The organism is Terrisphaera buseokensis, assembly GCF_047521145.2.
In the GTDB taxonomy this organism is placed as follows: Bacteria; Verrucomicrobiota; Verrucomicrobiia; order Opitutales; family Opitutaceae; genus ER46.
Window position 1 is genome coordinate 452,438 of record NZ_CM134186.1, and the last position, 19,830, is coordinate 472,267.

Sequence of the window (19,830 nt, forward strand, 5' to 3'; positions counted from 1 at the left end):
TTGCGGATAGGTTGCTCGTGTTTTCGTTTGTTTTCGCCGTTCCGCCCACGATAGTCGGCCGCATGCTTGCCCAGTCTCCGCAAGCCGCCTTCCGGCGGCTGTTCGATGAAGTCGGCACGGTGGACGCCGTCGGCGTGGAGGAGCGCGTGGCGAAGTACGGCACCCGCTCGATCAAGAAGGCCTCCAAGGTCTGGGGCCTCACGCGCGCGGTCACGATGGTCGATCTCACGACGCTCGAGGGAAAGGACACGCCCGGCAAGGTGGCGTCGCTCTGCCAGAAGGCGTTGCATCCCCACGACGACCCGGCCTTTCCGCCCGTGGCGGCGGTGTGCGTGTATCCGTCGATGGTCCGGCATGCGCGCCGGGCGCTGGGCAACGCGGCCGTGGTGCGTATCGCTTCCGTGGCGACGGCGTTTCCCAGCGGCCAGGCACCGTTGAAAACGCGCCTCGCGGAAGTGCGGACGGCGGTGGCGGACGGCGCGGACGAGATTGACATGGTGATCAATCGCGGGGCGTTTCTTTCCGGTGAGTTTGGCGAGATGCAGGACGAGATCGCGGCGGTCGTGGCGGCGTGCGGCGACGCCACGCTGAAGGTTATTCTCGAGGTCAGCGAACTCGAGACCTTCGACAACATCCGGGCCGCGTCCTTTCTCGCGATGCGCGTGATCCGCGAGGGCGATTTCATCAAGACCAGCACCGGCAAGACCTCGCTCAACGCCACGCTCGGCAACAATCAGGTCATGATCGACGCCATCCGCGACTTCTACCTCGATACGGGCGTCGCGATCGGCATGAAACCCGCCGGCGGGATCCGCACGGCGAAGCAGGCGCTGACGTTTCTGATCGCGGTGAAGGAAACCCTGGGCGACGCCTGGCTCACCAACGCGCGTTACCGGTTTGGCGCGAGTTCCCTGCTCAACGATCTGCTCCGCCAGCTCGAAAAGGAGAAGACCGGGGCGTATCAGGCCCCGTATTACTTCAGCGAGGCGGCGGAAAGCTACTGAGCCGGACCCGCCCGCGAATCACGCGAATCCATGCGAATTTTTCAGACCTTCGCCGAATCTAAGCCCTGTCAGAATTCGCGCATTTTCGCGTGATTCGCGGGCCCGAACCCATGCCTGTTTCAGCCGCCAAAAAATCCCCGCGTGTCCCCGCCCGCTCCGGCCGTCCGGCGCCGGAGTTGATCTTCGGCGACCTGTGGGAGTTCGACCCGTCGCCGGAAACGGCGGATCCCAAGCTCAAGCGGCGCTACGATCTTTTCATCAACGGCGCCTTCGTCGCGCCCAAGTCAGGGAAATATTTCGACTCCATCAATCCCGCCAACGAGCAGAAGCTCGCGGAGATCGCGCTGGCGGGCCGCGAGGACGTCGATGCGGCGTACGCCGCGGCGCAGCGGGCGTTCGACACGACGTGGGGCCGAATGCCGGGCCGCGAGCGCGCGAAGTATCTCTATCGGATTGCCCGCCTGCTGCAGGATCGCGCGCGCGAGTTTGCCGTCGCGGAGACGCTCGACGGCGGCAAACCGGTGAAGGAGTCGCGCGACTTCGACGTGCCGATGTGCGCGGCGCATTTTTTCTATCACGCCGGCTGGGCCGACAAACTCGAGTACGTCGCCCCGGGTCGTCGCGTCGCGCCGCTCGGCGTCGTCGGCCAGGTGATCCCGTGGAATTTCCCGCTGCTGATGCTTGCGTGGAAACTCGCTCCCGCGCTGGCCATGGGCAACACGGTGGTTCTCAAGCCGGCCGAGACCACGAGCATCACGTGCCTCAAGTTTGCCGAGATTCTCCAGGACGCCGGACTGCCTCCCGGCGTGGTGAACTTTGTCACGGGCGCGGGCGAGACGGGTGCCGCCGTGCTCAATCACCCGGTGCCGGCGAAGATTGCGTTCACCGGATCGACCGAGGTCGGGAAGATCATCATGCGTTCCCTCGCGGGGACGGAGAAGAAGATGACGCTCGAGCTGGGCGGCAAGGCGGCGAACATCGTGTTTGATGACGCTCCGCTCGATCAGGCGGTCGAGGGCATCGTGAACGGGATCTTTTTCAACCAAGGCCACGTGTGCTGTGCCGGTTCGCGGCTGCTCGTGCACGAGCCGGTGGCGGCTGCGGTCCTCGCGAAGCTGAAGAACCGCATCAAGGTTCTGCGCGTCGGCGATCCGATGGACAAGAACACGGACATCGGCGCGATCAACTCGCAGGCGCAGCTGCAGCGGATCCAGGAGCTGGTGAAAAGCGGAACGAAGGAGGGTGCGGAGATGTTTCAGCCGGCGTGCCGGCTGCCGGCGAAGGGATTTTATTTCCCGCCGACGATCTTCAGCGGCGTCTCGATGAGCCACCGCATTGCGCGCGAGGAAATCTTCGGCCCGGTGCTGAGCATCCTGACCTTCCGCACCGTCGACGAGGCGATCGAGAAGGCGAACAACACCGCGTACGGGCTCAGCGCCGGCGTGTGGACCGACAAGGGATCGCGCATCCTGAAGATGAGCGTGGAGCTCAAGGCCGGCGTTGTCTGGGCAAACACCTACAACAAGTTCGACCCCACGTCTCCGTTTGGTGGGTACAAGGAGTCCGGTTTCGGCCGCGAAGGCGGCCGCCAGGGTCTCCTGGATTATGCGAAGCTCACCTGAGATCGGACAGAATGAACAAAATGCACAAAGTTCGGATTCGGAAGAATTCAGAAGCCAGGAAACCAGGAAAAACCACCGGACTCGGGCACGCTCGTTTCATGGCTTATTGGCTTTTGAATTCGTCTCTCCGCGTTCGCGGCCTGCATTCCTTCCATTCGGTTCATTCTGTCTAAACCTCCCCCTTTCGATGCCACGACTGCCCATCACCAAGACGCCGAAGCCCTATGTGGGCGGCGCGTTCATCCGTTCGGAGAGCGGTCGCACGTTTCCGCTGCAGGACGCGGCGGGAAAATTCCTGGCCAACATGCCACAGTGCACGCGCAAGGATCTGCGCAATGCCGTCGAGGCCGCCGCCAAGGCGGGGCCGGGTTGGGCGAAGCGCACGGCGTACAATCGCGGGCAGATCCTTTACCGCCTCGGCGAGATGCTGGAAGCCCGCCGGCAGGAGATGGCGGAGGCACTGCGGTTGGGCGCGGGATCGCAGAAGCCGACCGACGGCGGTCGCGTTCGCCCGCTGACCAAGGCGTCGGCCCTGCGCGAAGTGGATGCCACCACGGACAGGATAATCTACTACGCGGGCTGGGCGGACAAATACGAGCAGGTGCTGGGCAACGTGAATCCCGTCGCGTCGCCGCACTTCAATTTCACCGTCACCGAACCGATGGGGGTGGTGGGCGTCATTGCGCCCGATGCGCCGGCGCTGCTGGGTCTCGTCTCGCTCTTCGCCCCGGTGATCGTAAGCGGCAACACCGTGGTCGCGCTCGCGGCCGAGGCTGCGCCGTATCCCGCCATCCTGCTCGGTGAGATGCTCGCGACGAGTGATCTGCCGGGTGGGGTGGTGAATCTGCTCACCGGCTACCGCAAGGAACTCGTGCCGACGTTTGCGACGCACACGCACCTGCGCGCGATTAGCGCTGCGGCGAACGCGGACGACCGCAAGGCCCTCCGGCTGGGTGCGGCCGAGAGCATCAAGCGCGTGCGCTTTGCCGAGGCGGCAGGCGAGGGCGACTGGTTCGCCGAGACGGCGCAGAGTGTGTACGCGATCCGCGACTTCCTCGAGTTCAAGACCACTTGGCATCCGATTGGTGCGTAATCATGATCCGGTTACGCCCGATGGCTGCTTGCGGTTCCGGAGGATGAATTCAGCAGCCAGAAAACCAGGAAAACGGCCGGGGCGGGCCAGGATTCTTTCGTGGCTTCCTGGCTTCTGAATTCACACCGCTTTCGCCCTTCATTCTCACTCTTGATGCTTCCTTCCTTTCTTCGTTCTCCGGTTGGCATTGGCCGGATCCTGACCCTCGTCGTAGCTTTCGGCTGGGGCCTCGCTTCAGTCGTCGACGCTCAGGTCACACCGCCGGCGAGCAACGCGCTCGCGCGTCAACTGGTGTCGAATCCGCGCTTCAAGGCCGCGGTCGGCGTGTTCGACCGCGACTTCGATCGCTTCGTCAACGAGCTCGTCAAGCTCACCGAGATTCCCGCGCCGCCGTTTGGCGAGGGCCCGCGCGGGCTGGCGTATCAGGCGATGCTCAAGGAGGCCGGGCTCGAGAACGTCGAGATGGACGCCGAGGGGAATGTCATGGGCCTGCGGCGTGGAAAGTCGGGTACGACCGCGCCGCTGCTCGCGGTGGCGGCGCATCTCGACACGGTGTTTCCGGCCGGGACGAATGTGACCGTGAAGCGCTCGGGCACGCGGCTCATGGCGCCTGGCATCGGTGATGACACGCGCGGCCTCGCGTTCCTGCTGGCGCTGATTCGTGCGCTGAACGAGGCAAAGGTCGAGACGGCCTCCGACATCCTCTTCGTCGGCAACGTGGGCGAGGAGGGGCCGGGCGACCTGCGCGGCGTGCGTTACCTGTTCACGAAGGGTCCGTGGAAAGATCGGATCAAACGCTTCATCACGGTCGACGGCGGCAATCTCGATCTGGTGGCCAACTCGGGCCTCGGGAGTCTGCGTTACCGGGTGACGTTCAAGGGGCCGGGCGGCCACAGCTGGGGTGCGTTCGGTGCGGTGAGTCCGGCCTTTGCGATGGGCGACGCGATCGCGCGGCTCGGTCGTCTGCAGGTGCCGAAGAGTCCGAAGGTGTCCTACAACGTCGGCGTGATCTCGGGTGGAACGTCGGTGAACTCGATCCCGTTCGAAACGACGATGGAGATCGACATGCGCGCGGTGTCGCCGACGGCGCTCAAGGATGTCGACGCCCAGTTCAAGGCAATCGTGGCCGAAGCGGTCTCGGCGGAGAACGCCGCGCGTTCCACCGCGAACGGCCGGATCACCGCCGACATCAAGCTGATCGGCGACCGGCCCTCGGGTACGACTTCGCCGGATACGCTGGAGTTGAAGCAGATCGCCGCGACGATGGGCGTGTATGACAAGGTGCCGGTCTGGGAGGTGAGCAGCACCGACGCCAACCTGCCGATCAGCCTCGGCATTCCGGCGTTTGCCATCGGGCGCAGTTCGGGCGGCAAGGGCGGGCGCGGGCACTCGCTGGACGAGTGGGTCGACGTCGAGAAGATTCAGGCCGTGAAGGATTTTGAACTGGCCGCGGCGTTGATCCTCAGCATCGCAGAGCTGCCGTAAGGCCGGCTCTGATACGCTGTCGCCCCATCATGCGATGATTGAAGCCCGCCAGCTTTCGAAGACCTTTCGCGACCGGAAGCGCGGGGTGATCGTGGCCGTGGACGACGTTTCGTTTTCGGTCGCACCGGGACAGATATACGGGCTGCTGGGAGCGAATGGTGCAGGCAAGACGACGACGCTCCGCCTGCTGGCGACGCTGCTCCAACCCACGGGTGGCGGTGCCACGGTGGCCGGCTTCGATGTCGTGACGCACTCGCAGCAGGTGCGCGCCAATGTCGGTTTCCTGGCGACGAGCACCGCGCTCTACGGCCGGCTGACGGCGCGCGAGACGCTGGCTTATTTCGGCCGGCTGAACGGAATCGGCGAACCGGAGATTGCGGAGCGCACCGCGCGGCTCGCGGACCAGTTGGGCATGCATGAGTTTCTCGACCGGCGCTGCGACACGTTTTCCACCGGCATGAAGCAGAAGACGTCCATTGCGCGGACGCTGATCCATGATCCGGCGGTAATGATCTTCGATGAACCGACGCTCGGCCTCGATATCATGGCCGCGCGGACGATCGTGAAATTCGTGCGCGAGTGCCGCGAGCGCGGGAAGACCGTCATCTATTCCACCCACATCATGAGCGAGGTGGAAAAACTCTGCGACGTGATCGGCATCATTCACGGCGGCCGTTTGCTCGCCGAGGGCACGCTCGAGAATCTGCGCAGCCGCTATCGGGAGCACGACCTCGAGGAAATCTTCGTGCAGGCCGTGGGCGGACCCGCGGCGCCGCTGTAAAACCGCCATGAGCCGCGCCAACGTTCTCACCATCTATCGCAAGGAACTGCGCGATCTGCTGCGCGATCGGCGGACGATTATTTCGATGATCGTCGTGCCGACGCTGGTGATCCCGCTGATCACCGCGGTCGTCGGCTTCATTTCATTCCGCGTGGTGCGGCAGGCACGGGCCACGGTGCCGACGGTGATGGTGGTGGGCGGCGTCGATTCGCCGCGCGCGCTGGCGGCGCTGGCCGCCGAGCAGCGAATCAAGACGCAGCCGGCGACGGACGACTGGCGTCAGCGCATCTCCGACAAGGTGGTTCGCGCGGCGGTGGAAATTCCGCCGGGCTTCGATGCTGCGCTTGAGCGCGGCGAGGCTGCGACGGTTCGAATCTACAACTACGAGGGCGAGATGCGGTCGGGTTTTGCGGTGAGCGAAGTGCGCCGTTTTTTCACCGAGTACCGCGATCGCGTCATCACCGCGCGGCTGCAGGGACACGGACTGCCGGCGACGTTGGTGAAGCCGTTTGACGTGCGCACGGAGAACGTCGCGCCGCCTGAAAAGGTCGGCGGCAATGTCATCGGGGGCGTCGTGCCCTACCTGGTGCTGCTCCTCTGTTTCACGGGCGCCATGTATCCGGCGATGGATCTCACCGCGGGGGAAAAGGAGCGCGGCACGATGGAGACGATCCTGTGCAGCCCGGTGTCGCGCCTCGATCTGGTGCTGGGAAAATTCTTCATGGTGCTGACAGCCTCGTTGGGCACCGTCGTATGCGCGCTGATTTCGATGGCGGTCACCTTCACGGTGGGCGGATCGGTGCTGGCGAAGATGCTCGGTGGCGGCGGTGCGAGCCGCGCGCTCGCGGAGCTGCCGTCGGTTAACCCCTGGGGCGTCGTGGCCGTGCTCGGCATGGTGCTGCCGATGGCGGTGTTGTTCTCGGCCGTATTGCTCACGATTTCGCTCTTCGCGAAAAGCTTCAAGGAGGCGCAGAGCTACGTCTCGCCGCTGATCGTTCTCATCATTCTCCCCGCCGTGGTGGGGATCCTGCCCGGAGTGGAGTTGAACGCCCAGCTGGCGCTCGTGCCCATTCTCAACGTTTCACTGGTGAGCAAGGAACTCGTGTCCGGAGTATGGCAGTGGCCGTACCTTGCGCTGATCTTCGGATCGTCGTGCGTCTATGCGGCCGCCGCGCTCGCGCTGGCGGTGCGGATGTTCAATCGCGAGGACGTCATCTTTCGCACGTAAAATCTTCACCAAACCGGGAGAATCCGTCCCTCCTGGGGGTAAAGCCGGGGTAAATTGCCCGGGCCCCTATAGCGCGGAGGAAAAGATCCGACTATGGTGGTGTTGTACCGCAACTCACCACCATCATGGACTCACCCGTCACCTTTCCCGTGCCCGAGCCTTCGTTGAAGATCGCACGTCCGTCCTCCGAGAAGTGGGCCGCCACGCTGGCGGAGGAACGGCTCCGTTTGCAGGAGGATCAGGAGGCATTGCGGGAACGGGAGGACAATCTCCGCGAATACGAGTCCCGTTTGCGTTCACTCCAGGCTGAGATTGAGGCTGGCCGAGTGCAGGCGCAGGCCCCGGCGCCGATGCCGATGAGCACGGGCACGCAGTCGCCCCTCACCACTTTGACCACCCGATCCACGCCGGCCCTCTTCCAACGTCCGTCGAGCCGGACTCCGTTTTCGGAAGATCCCGCGTTGCAGACGGCGTGGGAGAAGCTGCACCGTGCCCGCGAAATCCTCGAGGCCGAGCAGAAGAATCTGCGCGACGATCGCATCACCATGCGCGAGCACGAGCTGATGCTGAAACGCCGTGAAGAGGAGATTGCCGAACGCGAGGCCCGCCTGGCGGAACGCGAAGCCCTCTTCGTAACGGCCGCCGGTCCGGCGGTGGTGCCGCCGCCCGCTCCGGGCGGCTCGGCGGTTTCACGGTTCACGCGCGCGCCGTTCGACATGGCGCGATCAGTCTTTGGCGGACGCAAGTCCGGCTGACACTTGCGCTGCGAGGGGCAGCGCTTTTGGGGAACGGAAGCGGCGGTCGCAAGACCGCCGCTTTTCGTTGTGTAGTGCCGGCATGGAGACGCCAGCCCGTTGAACCCCGGCTGCGCGCGACGCAAAGAGTGGATACCATCCACCCGGGAAATCCCCCTGGGCCAAACGGCCCGGAAAAATCGGCTTGCTCCGCGCGCGGCCAGCTTACATCTCATCGGCCCGATGAACCTCGCATCCAACCGCTGTGCCGCCTCCGCCGTCGCCATGACGTCGGTTAAACGCGCACGCTGGCACGGGTCGGCTTGGCGACGATGGTTCTGCGCTGAATCTGCGCACCGCGGCTGACACAGACCGCACTTCACCACCGCCAAGCCCGACTCAACCGAGTCGGGCTTTTTGTTTTTCAACGAATTCATGCTCCACCTCCTCACCGCTTCCCTCGCTCTGTCCCTTTTCCTCCCATGCCCGCCCTAGCTCCCGCTCCCGCCCCACTCGTCCCGAGGGGGCCTGTCGCGGAGATCGATCTGCCCTCGGTCTCCTTTTTCGGTCGGTCGCTCGCCGAATACACCCGTTTCTTCGCGCTCGATCCCGTCGCGCTGAAAGGCCGGGACGTCCTCGATGTCGCGGCCGGCCCGTCGTCCTTCACCGCCGAGGCGTGCGCGCGAAAGATCAACGCGGTCGCGGTTGATCCACTGTACGGCAGCACCGCCGCCGAACTCGGCGCCCAGGTCGAGCGGGATTACGCGCAGATGTTTGCGCAGATGCGGGCAAAGCCCCGGCTGTTTCGCTTCAAGGCCTTCCCGTCACTGGACGCGGCCGAACTCGACCGGCGGGGCGCGGCACAGCGCTTCCTCGCCGATTACGAGACGCACTACATCCACAATCGGTACGTCGCCGGGTCGCTGCCGCAGCTGCCGTTCTTCGACGGTACCTTCGACCTCGTGCTGTGCGCGCATCTCCTCTTCACCTACGCGCGGCGGTTTGATTACGACTGGCACCTCGCCGCCTGCCGCGAGTTGGTGCGGGTGAGCGCGCAGGAAGTGCGGATCCACCCGTTGTGCGGAGCGGACGCCAAACCGTATCCCGCGCTCGCGCGGCTACGGCGGGAGTTGAAGGAGGCCGGCATCGCGAGCGAGGTGCGGGCGCTCGATTACGAATTCTTCGCGGGCGCACACTCCATGCTCGTGTTGCGGAGGGCCGGATCATGAGCGCTTCTCCCGGACTCGCCCGCACGCCGGAGCCACCGTACCATGCGGTGATTTTCACCTCGAAGCGCAGCCCGGTGGACGAGCGCACGTATGGCGTCGTCGCGCAGCGCATGGTCGACCTCGGCTCCCGTTACGCAGGGTTTCTCGGGATCGAAAGCGCTCGTGGGTCCGACGGCGTGGGCATCACCGTCAGCTACTGGCGCGACGAAGCGTCGATCCTCGCGTGGAAGCGCGACACCGAGCACGAAAAGGCGCAGCGTGGCGGGCGTGAGGCTTGGTACGACGCCTACGAAGTGCGCGTCGCCCGCGTCGAACGCGCGTACGGGTTTGCCCGCGAGCCGGCAACCTGAGACACTACGGCCATGTTCCCCCAGCACATCATCGCCCGGAAGCGCGACGGCCACGTCCTGAGCCGCGAAGAGATCGCGGCGTTCGTCCGCGGCGCCACGGACGGTTCGTGGGCGGACTACCAGCTCACGGCCCTGTTGATGGCGATCTTCCTGCGTGGCATGACGCCGGAGGAAACGGCGGACTACACCGACGCGATGATGCGCTCGGGCGTCGTGGCGGACTTGTCGAACGTCCCTGGCATCAAGGTCGACAAGCACTCCACCGGCGGCGTCGGCGACAAGATCTCCATTCCGCTCGCCCCCATGGTCGTGGCCTGCGGCGTGCCCGTGCCGATGATCAGCGGGCGCGGTCTCGGCCACTCGGGCGGCACGCTCGACAAACTCGAGTCGATCCCGGGGTTCCGCACTGATCTTTCGCTCGACGTCTATCGCGCGCAAGTCGCGCGCATCGGCTGTGCGCTCATTGGCCAGACGAAGGATCTGGCACCGTCCGACAAGAAACTCTACGCGCTACGCGACGTGACTGCGACGGTGGAGTGCATTCCGCTGATTTGCGGATCCATCCTGTCGAAGAAGCTGGCTGAGGGCATCGACGCTTTGGTGCTCGATGTGAAGGTTGGTCGCGGCGCCTTCATGAAAACAAAGGAAGAGGCGCGTCGTCTCGCCGAGGCGCTCGTGCGGGTCGGCCAGGCCGGCGGGAAAAAGGTGCGCGCGCTCCTCACCGCGATGGATCAGCCGCTCGGACGCACAGTCGGCAACGCCCTCGAAGTCGCCGAGTCCATCGACTGCCTGCGCGGTCATGGACCGGCGGATACAATGGAAGTCACGTACGCTCTCGGAGCGCACATGCTGGTGCTCGCCGGCGTGTCGAAGGACGAGGCCTCGGCCCGCGCGCAACTGGAGCGCGTGGTGTCCAACGGCGCGGCCCTCACGAAGTTTCGCGAGATTGTCGCGGCGCAGGGCGGTGATGTCCGCAGCATCGATGATCCGACCCGGCTCCCGCAGGCCACGCTCCAACGTCCGCTGCCGGCGCCGCGGGGCGGCGTGGTCGTCGATGTCGATGCGATGGGCGTGGCGCTCGCCGCACTGCGGCTGGGCGCCGGGCGCGCCAAGGCCGACGACACGATCGATCCAGGCGTGGGCGTCAGCGCCCTGAAGAAAATCGGCGAGAAGGTGACGTCCGGCGAACCGCTGTGCGTGATCCACGCGAGCAACGAGCCGGCCCTGGCGGAAGCACGGGCCATGCTGGAAAAAGCGATTCGCGTGGGCGACACCGCGCCGGCCGCGACGCCGCTCATTCACGAAGTGCTCGTCTGAGGATCCCGCAGAGGGAAAGACCGTCACAACGAAAATGAAACCGCGGTGCGGCCAGATGGTCGGTTGGATCTTGGGGCTGGCGTGGGCGTTCGTGATCAGCGGCTGCGGCCCGGGCGATCCGCTGGCGGCCCGCGTCGAGGCGGAGAATCCCGAGGCGCTGGCCTCGTGGCGAAAGCGCGCCGAACTGCGTGCGCCCGGGCCGGCGTGGCCCGAGTTGGCGGAGATGCTGCGTGAACTGCGGCTCGCCAGTTCCGTGGGGCGCGACGAGCCGGCGGCGGACGGCGCCGTGTGCGAACGGATCCGGGGGAAAACGCTGCGCGCGGTGTTGATCCTGGGACACGAGGCGCGGCTGGTGCGACTGCGGAAGGAAGGGACCGAATTGCTGGAGGTGGCGCAGGCGAACGGCCTGTTGGTGACCAAGCCCGATGACGCGAAGTCAGCCGCCTACCTCGCCGAATTTCGCGTGCGACAGGCCGGCCGACTCAAGACCCTCGAAACGCAGATTGCCGCGGCGGAAGCCCGGATTCGTCAGCTCGGGGGAAAGATTCCCGCCGCCTCGCGCGGTGCGCTCGATCCGACGCCACCGACGCTGACGCGCGATCAGGCGAAGAAGGAAATCATGGAGCTGATTGCCGCAGGTCGCAGCGGCCTGGTGAACAAGTACGGGGCGCAGCCGGTGGACTTTGATCATGACGGGCTCCGGCTCACGGGCGACCAACGCACCGAATTTCTGGCCCGCCGCACGGAGCTGCGTGACACCCCGGAGGGCGTCGTGGCGGTGCGAATCCAGAATCGCTGGTGGCTTTACGAGGGCCCGCGCGCTGCGCCTGCCTGGCCGGCGGCGGTGCGTGCCGCACTGACGGCCGATGACCTCGCGTTGTTCGAACAGGCCTGGTTCGACTTGCAGGCCGAACGCTGGGCCCGGCAGCAGGCGGCGGAGAAACTCGAGTAGCCGCGTGGCCCGCGCGAAGGCGGGCGTCGCCGGCGCGGCCCAGGCGTTTGTGATGTCGGGCCGCTTCACGCCGCGCTTCGACTCCGAGCCCGGATTCCACCCTTGCCCGCGGCGCGGTCGCATCGAATAAAGCGCCATGCCCCCGGTGACTTTTCGTGCGCGATCGTTTCGTCTCATGGCCTGCCTGCTCGCTTTCGCCGCGCTGCGGGCTGCGAGTCTCGCGGCTGACCGGCCGAATGTGGTGTTCATCATCGGCGACGACATCAGCTGGGATGACATCGGTTGCTACGGCAATCCCGCCGCCCGCACGCCGCACATCGATCAGCTCGCCCGCAACGGCGCTCGTTTCACCCAGGCCTATCTCACCGCGAGCAGCTGCAGCCCGAGCCGGTGCAGCATCGCGACCGGACGCTATCCGCACAACAACGGCGCCGCCTCGGAACTGCACCGTCCCATCGCGTGGCACCTCCCGCGGTTCTCGGGCTTTCTCCGCACCGCCGGTTATCACACCGCGTTGTCGGGCAAGGATCACATGCCCCAGGACAAGACGCCTGCGGGCGAGACACCTCCACCGGTGCGGTTCGATGTTATCGACGACGGCCAGGTCCCGGGTAATCACGGGGGCCACGGGCGCTGGGAGGAGCACCTGCGCAACCGGCCGCGGGACCGGCCATTCTTTTTCTGGTTTGCGTCCCTGGACGCCCACCGGGCCTGGGACGGCGACAATGAATGGGATGCTGCCGCCTACGGACCGAAACACGACCCGGCGGCGGTGCGCGTGCCGCCGTTTCTTGTCGATGACGCCGCCACGCGGCGCGATCTCGCGTCGCACGCCAATGAAGTCACGCGGCTCGATCACTTCGTCGGCCGGGTCGTCGCCGAGCTCGAGCGTCAGGGCGTGCTGGGCAACACCCTGATCGTCGTGACGGCGGACAACGGCCGGCCGTTTCCGCGGGCGAAGACCCGGCTGCACGACAGCGGCATGCGGGCGCCGCTGGTCGCGCACTGGCCCGATGGCATCCAGAAACCGGGTACGGCGCGGGCCGGCCTCGTGAGCAGCCTCGACCTCGCCCCGACGTTTCTCGACGTGGCCGGCGTGCCGATCCCGGCGACGTTCCAGGGCGTGAGCCTGCGACCGCTGTTCAACCGGCCGGAGGCCGAGGTGAGGCGGTATGCGTTTTCCGAGCACAACTGGCATGACTATGCGGCGAACGCCCGCTCGGTCCGCGACGGTCGTTTTCTCTACCTGCTCAACCTCCAGCCCGCCGAAGCGTGGCAGGGGCCGGCCGACTCGGTTCGTTCGCCGTCGCACGCGAGCCTGCAGGCGGCAGCATCGGCGCAGCGGCTGACGGTTCCGCAGCAGGACGTCTTTCTCGCCCCGCGGCCCACCGAGGAACTGTATCTCGTGGCCGACGATCCTGAGCAGTTGAACAATCTCGCGGGCGATCCGCGCCACGCGGAGACACTGCAGCGGCTGCGCGGCTTGATGACGCAGTGGCGGGAGGAAACCGGTGATAGCGTGCCCGCCGATCCGTCACGCGATGGATTCGATCGCAAAACGGGCGAGCGGCTGACGGCGGTCCGCAACACCACCTACCATCGCACGCCGGCAGGCGCGGATCGGCAGGCGGATCGCATCAACCGGCCAGGTCCGCGCTGAACGCGTCAGGTCCGGGTCGCCGTCGGCCCGCCGGCATCAGAGTCCGAGCGCGCTGAAAACGCGGTAGTAGATCCAGTGCCCAAAATCGTTCGGATGATTGATGTTGTTCGCGAGGAGATCCTCGGGGCGCTTGCGCGCGGCCATCGACTGCCAGTGGTTGAACACGTCGGCATAGGCGCAGCCGGTGTCGTTTGCGACGCGCCCGGTGGCGGCGGCGTACTCGGCCATGCGCTGAGTTCCATGCGTCCATTTGGGGTTGGGCGGAAAGGTGGAGAACAGCACGATCTCAGCCGTCGTTGATGCCCGGATACGCGCGACCAGATCTCGCAGGTTGCGCTCGAAGTCGGGGAGCGGGACGCCGCGCCGGTTGTGATCGTTCATCCCGAAACCGATCAGCACGAGGTCGGGTTTGGCGTCGAGGACCTTGGCCTGCAGGCGCTGCAGGCCGCGCACCGTGGTGTCGCCGCCCGTGGCGCCGTTGATCGCGTTGAGGCGCGCCGACGGATACTTCGCCTTGAGATCGTCGGTCCAGCGCTGCCAGAAGATGAGATCGGGCGTCGAGGCCTCGCCGCCGTTCGTGATGCTGTCACCGAACGCAACGATCGTGAGCGCTCCGCCCGCGGCCAGTCGGGCGCGAGTGGCCTGCAGCCGGTGGACCTGCGTGGGTTGCACGGGCCAGGTGACCGCACTCTCCAGCGGGTAGTCGGCGAAGGCGAAGAACGCCTTGTTGCCGTAGCCGGGAAACTTCGTGTGGTCGAAATCGCTCTGGCCGTGCAGGACATTGGTGCGGAAGTCCGGCAGGCGCGATCCTGGCAGCCGGGTGAGCGTGCCGCGCGCGGCGTCGAAGCGATAGTCGCGGCCCTCTTCGTACACGATGGTGGCAGGCCCGGGTGCATACGTGCTGCGGAGGTGCAAGGGCCCGCCGATGGCAGGCGGAAATGCCAGGGTGGAGGGTTCGTCGCCGATGAACACCATCGACTCGCCGGTCTGGCGGGTGAGCCGATGGGAGGGCGCCGTGGCGCAGCCGGCGAGGAACAGGCCGCAGGCAAGGACGGCCAACGCGAGGGAAATAAGGGGAGGTCGCATGGGGTGGCGGGGGCGATCACCGGACAGGAACGCGGCCAAGACAAGACACGGTTGCGCTCGCGGCGGTGTTGCGGCGGAGTGGGCGGGCGGACGGCTTGACCCGTCGGTCAGGCCCGGTATCCGCAGTCCACTTACCTCTGCATGCTTCCGCCGCTACGTTTCCTTCGGGCCTTTGCGCTTTGCCTCGTCTTGCCGGTCGTTGCTGCGTTGGCCGCGTCCGCCGGGCGCGTCATTCCAGCCGGCGCGTTGATCGTCAATGAGGACAACAGCCACTTCTTCGGCTCGCGTCCGGCGGAGGAGATGACGCGCGCCCAGTTGATCGCGTGGATGGATCAGTACGCGGGCACCGCGGTCACGCATCTCTTCCTCAGTCCCAATTCCATGCGCGCGAGCTTCCGCAGCCGGACGCGCGAGGCGATCTGGGATCCGGTGAGCGGCGTCGCGCCGAAGGGATTGTGGCCGGAGAACGCGAAGCGGCTGCACGACGCCGGCCTCGATCCGTACGCCGTGTGGATCGCGCGCGCGCGGGAGCGCGGGCTGTCGCCCTGGCTCTCGATGCGGATGAACGACGTGCACTCCGTCGATGCACCCGACAGCTTCATGCACTCCGAGTTCTGGCGGTCGCATCCGGAGCTGCGGCGCGTGCCGGGCGGCCCGATTCAGCCGTGGACGAATCACGCGCTCAACTACGCGCACGCCGCCGTGCGGGCGCATCACGCCGCGTTCCTGCAGGAACTGTTCGAACGTTACGACCCCGACGGCATCGAGCTCGATTGGATGCGGTTTCCGCTCCACCTCACGCCCGGCCGCGAACGCGAGGAGGCGCCGTTGCTTGACGCCTTCGTGCGCGACGCGCGCCGGCTTGCCGATGAGTGGGGCCGCCGGCGCGGTCATCCGATTCGCCTCGGCGTGCGCGTCACGGCACATCCCGACGCCGCGGCCGGACTCGGTCTCGATGCGGTGCGTTGGGCGCGCGAGGGCTGGATCGATCTCATCGTTCCATGTCCCTTCTGGCGCACGTCGGACTTCGACATTCCCCTCGAGGTATGGCGCGAACGCCTCGGGCCGGCCGCCGCGACGGTCGCAGTCGTTCCCGGCTTCGAACACAATCTGCGCGCGTGGCTGAGCGGCGTGACCGGACCCAATGATCTCGCGACGCTGCGCGGATTCGCGGCGGGGGCGCAGCACCGCGGTGCCGAGAGCCTCTATCTCTTCAACTGGATGGACAGCCAGACGCGGCCCGTGTCGGCCGAGGATTACGCTGAACTGCTCCGAACCGGCCTTAAACCGGCGGCCGTGGCTGGACGTTTCCAGCGTTATCCCGTCACGTACCGCGACACGGTGCCCCCGGGATTCCCGGACGGTACCCAATTGCCGGTCGAGCTCGGCCGTGACGCGACGTTTCGCGTGTATGCAGGATCTCATGACGCCCCGGGCGCGGTCGGCGTGGCCATTGGCCTGGCGGAGCGAACGGGCGTGGCAGCGGCGACGATCGCAGTCACATTGAATGATCGCCCGCTGCAGGCCGGTGCCGATCTCCCGCAGCCCAAGTCCTTCGGCGGTTCCGCGCGCGTGCTCACGTTCACCGGATCACCGGCCGACGTGCGGGCGGGTTACAACACGATCGCCGTGCGCGCGGGAGCGGGCGCCGGCGCGCAGCAGATTGTCTGGGTCGAACTGCGGCTGAACGAGCCGCAGGGGGGCACGCGGTGAGCGCGCTTGATGTTTCCTTGTACTGCCCGTGGGACCGTACTTCCCCTGGGACCGCGACCGCCCCCGGTCGCCTAGGTTACGGAGCGACCGGGGGCGGTCGCGGTCCCAGTTTCATCCAAGCCCAATCTACGCTGCCCCATGAAAGTTGTCTTCACCGTCGTTTCCTTGCTCCTCTGCAGTGCGCTGTCTGCTGAACAGGTCGGGCCGTGGGATCTCACGGCGCTCAAGGCCAACGTGCCCGCGGTGACGTGGCTGCAGCGGGATCAGCCGATCCAGGCGCTGACGTACGCGGGCGAAGTGTACCAGGGGCGGCCGACCGAAGTGTTCGCGTTCTATGCCTCGCCGGTCACGCTGGGTACGGCCAAACCCGGCACGAAATTTCCCGGCATTGTCCTGATTCACGGCGGCGGTGGGACCGCGTTTGCGGACTGGGTGCACTTGTGGGCGAAACGCGGATACGCCGCCATCGCGATGGACTTGAGCGGGTCTCGGCCCGTCGATCCCGAATTCGATGCCAGCGGTAACGCAAAGGGCAATGCGCACAAGGCCGGCACGCGCACGCGTCTGCCCAACGGCGGGCCGAATCAGGGGCACCCGGAAAAATTCGATTCGATTGGGGGTGACACCAGCGATGACTGGCCGTTTCACGCCGCGGCGAGCGTGATTCGCGCGCACACGTTGCTCCGCAGTTTCCCGGAGGTGGATGCGGACCGCACCGCGGTGACCGGGATCAGCTGGGGCGGTTACACGACCTGCCTCGTGGCTTCGCTGGACGATCGCTTCAAAGCGGCGGTGCCGGTGTATGGCTGTGGTTTCCTGCACGAGGGCGAATCGGTGCAGAAGCCCAGCATCGACAAGCTTGGCGAGCGGAGCGCCGCCTGGGTGAAGGCGTACGATCCCGGCAGCCTTCTGCCGCGCTGTCGCGTGCCGATCTTTTTCGTCAATGGCACGAACGACATTCACTACGTCCTCGACAGCTACATGAAGAGTTTTGCGGTGGTGCCCGGCGAAAAGCAGCTGCGCATCGAGGTGAAGATGCCGCACGGTCATCCCGCCGGCTGGGCACCGAAGGAGATTGGGCTCTTCATCGACTCCAAGTGTCTCGGCACGCCGCCGCTCCCAGTGCCGGGCCTGCCGGCGATCCGCGGTGAATCGGTCGTGGTCACGTGTGAGGCGGCGACCACGCTGAAATCGGCGCAGCTTCACTTCACCACCGACACCGGGCTCCGTTCCCAACGGAAGTGGACGTCGGTGCCGGCGACGATCGCCGGAAAAGTCATCACCGCGCCGAAACCGCCGGCCGCTGCGAACACGTGGTACGTGAGTGTCGTCGACGAGCGTGACGCCATGGTCAGCACGCCGGTGCAGTTTGCGCCGTAACGAGCGGACTGCGGTCGGTCCAACTTCGGCCGCGGAGTCATCCGTGCAGGATCGAATATGACCGAGGGGCAGTGTGTTCGAGGGGACGTCGGTCCACTCGCTGGCGCTCGTAGCCACGGCGCCAGGGCCGGAACGGAGTCGGCGTTTCGCCTTACGGCTTCTCCATCTCCGTCAGCTTCGTCGCGGCGTCTTCCCACTCGGCGGTGGCCGTGTTGATCTGATCGACGATCGTGCTCAGCTCGCGGTTGAGATGATGGAATTTCCCCTTGTCGGCGTAGGTCTCGGGAGCCTCGAGGTCCGCGGTGATCTCGGCCTGCTTGGTTTCCAATTCCACGACCTTTTTTTCAAGCTGCCCGACGTGTTCGCGGAATTTCCGAATTTCATTCGGGCTGGGCTTCGCCGTCTTCGACGGCGATTTGAGATTTGAAATCTGAGATTTGAGATTGGCCGGTGCCTGCACCGGCCGGGCGTCGGTGAATCCGGCGGTGAGCGCGGCGCGCGCGTCGCTGGCCTTCGACTTCTCGAGGTAGTAGTCGTAGTTGCCGGCGTACGGCGTGAGTCGGCCGCTGTGCACGTGCAACACCGTCGCATCGAGTGCGCGGATGAAATGCACGTCATGGCTGATGAAGATCAGCGTGCCCTCGTAGGCCTTGAGCGCGCCGATCAGCGAGTCGATCGACTGGATGTCCAGATGGGTCGTCGGCTCGTCCATCAGGAGGAGATTCGGCGGCTTCACGAGGATGCGGGCGAGTGCGAGACGCGATTTCTCGCCGCCCGACAGCACGCCGACCGGCTTGTGCACGTCGTCCTTGCGGAAGAGAAACGCGCCCAGAATCGCGCGGGCCTGCTGCTCGGTGAGCTGGTTCTCGTTCGTGCGCAGCTCCATCACGTTCTCGAATACCGTCGCGTCGGCGTGGAGATTATCGAGTCGGTTCTGCGCGAAGTAACCGGGTACCACATTGGTGCCGAGCTCCACCGAGCCGCCCTGGATCGGAAGCACGCCGGCGAGGATTTTGAGGAGCGTCGACTTGCCGGCGCCGTTCGGGCCGACGAGCACGATTCGCTGGCCGCGCTCGGCGGTGAAGTTGAGATCCTTGTACACGACGTGCTCGCCGTAGGCCTGGCGCACGTGCTCGAGCTCGATTACCTTCAGCGCGGAACGGGGCGGCTGCGGGAACTTGAAATTGATCCGCTTCAGTTCCTCGGTGGGTTCCTCGACGGCGACGGCTTCGAGGCGTTCGATTTGCTTCTCCTTCGATTTCGCGCGCGAGGCCATCGAGGCCTTGGCGCCGAAGCGATCGACGAATTTCTGCAGATGGGCGATTTCGCGCTGCTGGTTCTTGAATGCCGCTGCCTGCTGGGCTTTGCGGGCTTCCTTTTCGTTCAGGAAATTGTCGTAGTTGCCGTGGTAGTAATGGAGCGTGCCGGCGCGGAGCTCGAGCATGCCGGTGCAGAGGGCGTTGAGAAAGGCGCGATCGTGCGAGATGACGACGAGGCCGCCGGGATAGCGCGTGAGATAGTCCTGAAACCAGAGCAGCGCCTCGAGATCGAGGTGGTTGGTGGGCTCGTCGAGGAGCAGCAGCGCCGGTTCGGCCACGAGCAGGCGCGCGAGATGCGCCCGCATCACCCAGCCGCCGGAAAACGTCTTCGCCAGCTTCACGGCGTCGCCTTCCTTGAACCCGAGGCCCGCGAGAATCTTTTTTGCGCGCGGCTCGAGCGTGTAGTCGATGTCGTAGTCGTCGTCGGTCGGCTCGAGCTTCTTGCCGCTCGTGGCGATGTGCAGGATCGTCTCGTCGCCCGCAGGCGCGCTTTCCTGCGGGAGGAAGCCGAAGTCCGCGCCGCGCTCCCATTCGATCGTACCGGTGTCCGGCTTCTCCTCGCCGAGAATCAGATTGAACAGCGTCGACTTGCCCGCGCCGTTCGGGCCGACGAGCCCGAGGCGATCCGTGCGCGCGATGAAGATCGAAACGTCGGAAAACAGTTCGCGGGTACCGTAGGACTTGGAAACGTCGGCGATCGTGAGCATCGGAACCGGACAACAGACCGGGAGCGGGGGAGATCGTCAATCTCGCGGTTTATTTGCTTTGGCGACGGCCGACGTTCAAAAGCGGAGAACGGAGGTTCGAAACCGGAGATCCAAAACCGGAAACCGGAAACCGGAGAATCAAAACCGGAGACCGGAGACCGGAAACAGGA

Annotated in this window: 16 protein-coding genes; 14 read left to right on the top strand and 2 right to left on the bottom strand. The window is 65.8% G+C overall.

The genetic code is table 11. The features are described from left to right. The first annotated feature begins 62 nt into the window (after positions 1-62). The 12 genes from deoC to ACLJEU_RS01840 all read left to right on the top strand — a co-directional run bounded on the left by deoC (position 63) and on the right by ACLJEU_RS01840 (position 13,455). A complete protein-coding gene (deoC, locus tag ACLJEU_RS01785) occupies positions 63-1,004 on the top strand; it encodes a deoxyribose-phosphate aldolase (protein ID WP_414663378.1) in 942 nt (313 codons plus the stop codon). Positions 1,005-1,195: 191 nt separating this feature from the next. Next, on the top strand, positions 1,196-2,626 hold the full coding sequence (locus tag ACLJEU_RS01790) for an aldehyde dehydrogenase family protein (RefSeq protein ID WP_414663561.1): 1,431 nt from the start codon (positions 1,196-1,198) through the stop codon (positions 2,624-2,626). Positions 2,627-2,813: 187 nt separating this feature from the next. Beyond that, the gene (locus ACLJEU_RS01795) at positions 2,814-3,719 is read left to right on the top strand and encodes an aldehyde dehydrogenase family protein (protein ID WP_414663377.1); all 906 of its coding nucleotides are present in this window, start codon (positions 2,814-2,816) and stop codon (positions 3,717-3,719) included. A 153-nt stretch (positions 3,720-3,872) separates the two neighbouring features. Further along, the gene (locus ACLJEU_RS01800; protein ID WP_414663376.1) at positions 3,873-5,204 is read left to right on the top strand and encodes a M20/M25/M40 family metallo-hydrolase; all 1,332 of its coding nucleotides are present in this window, start codon (positions 3,873-3,875) and stop codon (positions 5,202-5,204) included. Positions 5,205-5,238: 34 nt separating this feature from the next. Next, positions 5,239-5,985, top strand: coding sequence for an ABC transporter ATP-binding protein (locus ACLJEU_RS01805; RefSeq protein ID WP_414663375.1), 747 nt, complete (start codon positions 5,239-5,241; stop codon positions 5,983-5,985). Positions 5,986-5,992: 7 nt separating this feature from the next. Continuing rightward, entirely contained in the window at positions 5,993-7,213 is a 1,221-nt protein-coding gene (locus ACLJEU_RS01810) for an ABC transporter permease subunit (RefSeq protein WP_414663374.1), read from the top strand. A 125-nt stretch (positions 7,214-7,338) separates the two neighbouring features. After that, the gene (locus ACLJEU_RS01815) at positions 7,339-7,968 is read left to right on the top strand and encodes a hypothetical protein (RefSeq protein ID WP_414663373.1); all 630 of its coding nucleotides are present in this window, start codon (positions 7,339-7,341) and stop codon (positions 7,966-7,968) included. 461 nt (positions 7,969-8,429) lie between these two features. Next, entirely contained in the window at positions 8,430-9,176 is a 747-nt protein-coding gene (locus ACLJEU_RS01820) for a methyltransferase domain-containing protein (protein ID WP_414663372.1), read from the top strand. Next, entirely contained in the window at positions 9,173-9,526 is a 354-nt protein-coding gene (locus ACLJEU_RS01825) for an antibiotic biosynthesis monooxygenase family protein (RefSeq protein WP_414663371.1), read from the top strand. Before ACLJEU_RS01820 ends, ACLJEU_RS01825 begins: the two co-directional genes overlap by 4 nt. 12 nt (positions 9,527-9,538) lie before the next feature. Then, on the top strand, positions 9,539-10,843 hold the full coding sequence (locus ACLJEU_RS01830) for a thymidine phosphorylase (protein WP_414663370.1): 1,305 nt from the start codon (positions 9,539-9,541) through the stop codon (positions 10,841-10,843). Between the two features lie 34 nt (positions 10,844-10,877). Continuing rightward, the gene (locus ACLJEU_RS01835) at positions 10,878-11,795 is read left to right on the top strand and encodes a hypothetical protein (protein ID WP_414663369.1); all 918 of its coding nucleotides are present in this window, start codon (positions 10,878-10,880) and stop codon (positions 11,793-11,795) included. Between the two features lie 175 nt (positions 11,796-11,970). After that, entirely contained in the window at positions 11,971-13,455 is a 1,485-nt protein-coding gene (locus tag ACLJEU_RS01840; RefSeq protein WP_414663368.1) for a sulfatase family protein, read from the top strand. Between the two features lie 36 nt (positions 13,456-13,491). On the opposite strand, the gene ACLJEU_RS01845 is transcribed toward ACLJEU_RS01840, so the two are convergent. Continuing rightward, complete coding sequence (locus ACLJEU_RS01845; RefSeq protein ID WP_414663367.1) at positions 13,492-14,541, bottom strand: SGNH/GDSL hydrolase family protein; 1,050 nt, start codon at positions 14,539-14,541, stop codon at positions 13,492-13,494. A gap of 141 nt (positions 14,542-14,682) precedes the next feature. On the opposite strand from ACLJEU_RS01845, the gene ACLJEU_RS01850 reads away from it, so the two are divergent. Together ACLJEU_RS01850 and ACLJEU_RS01855 are read left to right on the top strand one after the other, a co-directional pair. Next, entirely contained in the window at positions 14,683-16,254 is a 1,572-nt protein-coding gene (locus ACLJEU_RS01850) for a hypothetical protein (protein WP_414663366.1), read from the top strand. A gap of 138 nt (positions 16,255-16,392) precedes the next feature. Then, positions 16,393-17,634, top strand: a complete 1,242-nt coding sequence (locus ACLJEU_RS01855) for an alpha/beta hydrolase family protein (RefSeq protein WP_414663365.1) — start codon at positions 16,393-16,395, stop codon at positions 17,632-17,634. A gap of 151 nt (positions 17,635-17,785) precedes the next feature. On the opposite strand, the gene ACLJEU_RS01860 is transcribed toward ACLJEU_RS01855, so the two are convergent. Then, positions 17,786-19,660, bottom strand: a complete 1,875-nt coding sequence (locus tag ACLJEU_RS01860) for an ABC-F family ATP-binding cassette domain-containing protein (protein WP_414663364.1) — start codon at positions 19,658-19,660, stop codon at positions 17,786-17,788. Positions 19,661-19,830: the final 170 nt, after the last annotated feature.